The organism is Hyphomicrobium sp. (assembly GCF_036780825.1).
GTDB lineage: Bacteria > Pseudomonadota > Alphaproteobacteria > Rhizobiales > Hyphomicrobiaceae > Hyphomicrobium_C.
In genome coordinates this window covers 15,223-19,062 of sequence record NZ_DAIQCD010000042.1, presented here as the reverse complement: position 1 = coordinate 19,062, position 3,840 = coordinate 15,223, and the positions used below count along the sequence as shown (strand labels likewise).

Genomic DNA, 3,840 nt, shown 5'->3' with positions numbered 1-3,840 from the left:
AGGCCTGCGCCAAAGAGGCCATCGATCACGAGATGAAGGCTCTCGAGCTGAAACGGATCGAGCGGCCGCAGCGGTCCATCGAAGCGGCGCGCCATCTCGGCGGCATCGCCCGTGAGGACACTCTTCTCGCCGAGCAGGAACAGCCGGACGTCATAGCTCGCCCGCTTGAGCAGGCGCGCCGTGACGAAGGCATCGCCGCCGTTGTTGCCCGGTCCGCACAGCACCGCGACGCGTGCGCCCGGAGCCACCCGGCGCCGCGCCGCCTCGGCAACGGCCCGCCCGGCCGCCTCCATGAGATCCAGGCTCCGGACGCCGCGGGCGACTGCCAGCCGGTCGGCCTTGCCCATCTCGTCGGGCGTGAGCAGCTCGACCGTCTCCTCCAGCCAGACCGTCCCGCTCGTCACGCCGCTCTCCTGCTTGCTGCCGCCGATCCTTGCGGCGAACCTAATTCCGTTCCCCCGCGCTGGCCACGGATTGCTTGCTCCGTGCGGATCACGCTCACTCTGCTGCGTGAGTTTTAATCACGGCGCCTATCTTTTAGGCCAATGGCCTGCGCTAGACTGCCTAGCGGAAAGGCAGTAATGCTCTAACCTGCTGACTAAAAAGGATTTAATTTCCGGCGAATGACTTGGCATGTCCCGTGCTACCCAATGGCCGGTCCGGCAATGAGGCTTGTGACCGGATTGCCGGACGACACTGGAGGACACCGGGCGCATGAAGAAAATCGAAGCTATCATCAAGCCCTTCAAGCTCGACGAGGTGAAGGAGGCGCTCCAGGAGATCGGCCTGCAGGGCATCACCGTGATCGAGGCAAAGGGCTTCGGGCGCCAGAAGGGCCATACGGAGCTCTATCGCGGCGCCGAGTACGTGGTCGACTTCCTGCCCAAGGTGAAGATCGAGGTGGTTCTCAGCGAGGACATGCTCGAGAAAGCCGTTGAGGCCATCCAGAAGGCCGCCAAAACCGGCCGCATCGGCGACGGCAAAATCTTCATCTCGACTGTCGAGGAAGCCATCCGCATCCGCACCGGCGAAACCGGAACGGAAGCCATCTGAGCCCACCCATCTGCAGCGACGCCAGCACGCAATTCCATCAAGGGGAGTGTTTATGAAAACGGTGAGCGACGTCTTTAGGACGATCAAGGACAAGGACGTGAAGTTCGTTGACCTGCGCTTCACGGACACCAAGGGCAAGATGCAGCACGTCACGGCCGACGTGTCCTGCATCGATGAAGGCACCTTCGAGGGCTACGCCTTCGACGGCTCGTCGATCGCCGGCTGGAAGGGCATCGAGAGCTCGGACATGTATCTGAAGCCCGATCCGGCCTCCGCCCACATCGATCCATTCTTCGCCCAGACAACGCTCGCCATCTTCTGCGATGTCATCGAGCCGCTCACCGGCCAGCCTTACGAACGCGATCCGCGGTCGATCGCCAAGAAGGCCGAGGCGTACATGGCGTCCCTCGGCGTCGGCGACAAAGTGTTTTTCGGCCCCGAGGCCGAGTTCTTCATCTTCGACGACGTGAAGTTCGCCTCAGGCCCCTACAGCGTCGGCTTCAAGGTGGACAGCTCCGAGCTGCCGTCGAACTCCGACACGGTGTACGAGATGGGTAACCTCGGCCATCGCCCGCGTGCCAAGGGCGGCTATTTCCCGGTCCCGCCGATCGATAGCTGCCAGGACATCCGCTCGGAAATGCTGTCCGTCCTTTCCGAGATGGGCGTCGCGGTCGAGAAGCATCATCACGAGGTGGCGCCGGCCCAGCATGAACTTGGCATCAAGTTCGGCCCGATGATCGCCGTCGCCGACCATCTGCAGATCTACAAGTACGTGGTGCATCAGGTGGCGCAGGCCTACGGCAAGTCCGCGACGTTCATGCCGAAGCCGATCTTCGGCGACAACGGCTCGGGCATGCACGTGCACCAGTCGATCTGGAAGGGCGATGAGCCGACGTTCGCCGGCAACAAGTACGCCGATCTCTCGGACACGTGCCTGTTCTACATCGGCGGTATCCTGAAGCACGCCAGGGCCATCAACGCCTTCGCCAACCCGCTGACCAACTCCTACAAGCGCCTAGTGCCGGGCTACGAAGCCCCGGTTCTGCTCGCTTACTCGGCGCGCAACCGGTCGGCCTCGTGCCGCATCCCCGTCGTCACCAGCCCCAAGGCGAAGCGCATCGAGATCCGTTTCCCGGATCCCGGCGCCAACCCCTATCTCGCCTTCACGGCCATGCTGATGGCGGGCCTCGACGGCATTCAGAACAAGATCCATCCGGGCGATCCGATGGACAAGAACCTCTACGATCTGCCGCCGGCGGAGCTCGCGAGCATCCCGACCGTCGCCACCAGCCTGCGCGAGGCGCTGACCTCGCTCGACAAGGACCGTGCGTTCCTCAAGGCCGGCGGCGTCATGACGGACGACATGATCGACGCCTATATCGAGCTGCGCATGGCCGAGAACATGCGCTACGAGATGACGCCGCATCCGGTCGAGTACGACATGTACTATTCCGTCTGAGCTCTGTCTCAGACGTGCCGCAACGTCAAAAGGCCCGGGTGACCCGGGCCTTTTTTGATTGTGCTGGCACCCGCATCAGTAAAAGACAAAAAAGGCGATGACGGCGGCGAGAAAGAGCAGACGGTAGAAGCCGCGGACATGGGAGAACAGCCAGCGCACGAAGCGGCGCGGCAGCTCTGCCCAGGAAACGCGGGCAAGAGCCGAAAGCACGACGCCGAGCACCATCCCTGCGAAAAGCGAGCCGAGGTGCACGCCACCCTCTCCAGAGCCGAGCACGGTGTCGAGCACGCTCCGGAACCCTGGGCCGGAGCCAATGACTGTCAGGACGCCTGCTGCGAGAAAGCCGAATGCGAGAAGCGAAAAGAAACCGATCGCCGATCTCATGAAGCCCTCTTGATACTTTGCGCACGACGTGCCGGAGCTGCAGTCCCGGAACGGACACGGGCACCGCGAGCGACAAGCTCCGAGTCTCACTCGATCCGATGCGGACAGCTTGGCCGCCCACCCGTCGCCCGATGACTGTCCGGTTTCCGCCGCGCAAGATGAGCGCGCGTCCAGCACAAGCCTCGCGCTGCCCTCATATGGCGGCAGGCAATTCGTGCACACTCCGGAACATTCGTTCGAGCCTATCGGTTCAGCGTCAACGCCCGGTTAACTGCGTCTTTTCTCTTGCGGAGAGTCCGCGGATTGACAGGCAAAGCAATGAGAGGCACACTTTCAAAAGCTCTCGAAAGGAGGTCTAAGAAAATGAGACCACCGGACCAGAAACTGCCGTTCGTGATCTGATCCAGATGCTTTAATGCATTGGAAATCGGCGAGCGGCCGAGATAAAAAACTTGTCTATTTCAGCGCGGAAACTTCGGAGATCTGCAGCTTTATTTGCAAAGCGGTGAAAGCGACTTGTGCGCCTCGATCGCGCGCCCCTTCCGCCCTGGTTGGTCCAGACCAGGGCGTGACGTAGCGGGCGTTCCTGCCTACCGGCTGAGCCACAGAATGGCCGCCGGAGGTGCAGGACGTAGGAGATTGGGATGGAGCCGGAGTGCACTTGCGCCGGCGCAGCGCAATTCGCGTAGGACCGCCTCGCGAGCCGAGATGCAGACCGCCGCAGACCGCGAAACATGGGATCGCGGCTAGGACAAGAAAGACGGACGCCCCATCGCTCCAGCGGCCATGCTGCCGAAGGTGGCAGGCGCAAGACCTGAAGCATTCACGCGGTGCCGTCGCATTATTGAACCGTCCTCGACCATGATCTTGCGAGCCCGCCGGAACCTTCCCGCGGGCTCGTTTCGTGCTTGACGCCTGCTCGACTGATGAGTTGAAAGTGTAAA

At 62.3% G+C, this 3,840-nt stretch carries 4 protein-coding genes; 2 read left to right on the top strand and 2 right to left on the bottom strand.

The genetic code is table 11. The features are described 5' to 3' along the window. A partial coding sequence (locus V7P99_RS13195; RefSeq protein ID WP_333795298.1) for an NAD(P)H-hydrate epimerase occupies positions 1–404 on the bottom strand: 404 nt, incomplete at its 3' end. A gap of 310 nt (positions 405–714) precedes the next feature. Between V7P99_RS13195 and V7P99_RS13190 the strand changes: the two genes are divergently transcribed. Together V7P99_RS13190 and glnA are read left to right on the top strand one after the other, a co-directional pair. Then, positions 715–1,053: a P-II family nitrogen regulator gene (locus V7P99_RS13190; protein ID WP_333795292.1), complete on the top strand. Its 339-nt coding sequence runs from the start codon at positions 715–717 to the stop codon at positions 1,051–1,053. A gap of 52 nt (positions 1,054–1,105) precedes the next feature. Beyond that, positions 1,106–2,512: a type I glutamate--ammonia ligase gene (gene glnA, locus V7P99_RS13185; RefSeq protein ID WP_333795291.1), complete on the top strand. Its 1,407-nt coding sequence runs from the start codon at positions 1,106–1,108 to the stop codon at positions 2,510–2,512. A gap of 75 nt (positions 2,513–2,587) precedes the next feature. Here glnA and V7P99_RS13180 read toward each other — a convergent pair whose 3' ends face one another. Continuing rightward, entirely contained in the window at positions 2,588–2,896 is a 309-nt protein-coding gene (locus V7P99_RS13180; protein ID WP_333795290.1) for a hypothetical protein, read from the bottom strand. Between the last annotated feature and the right edge of the window lie 944 nt (positions 2,897–3,840).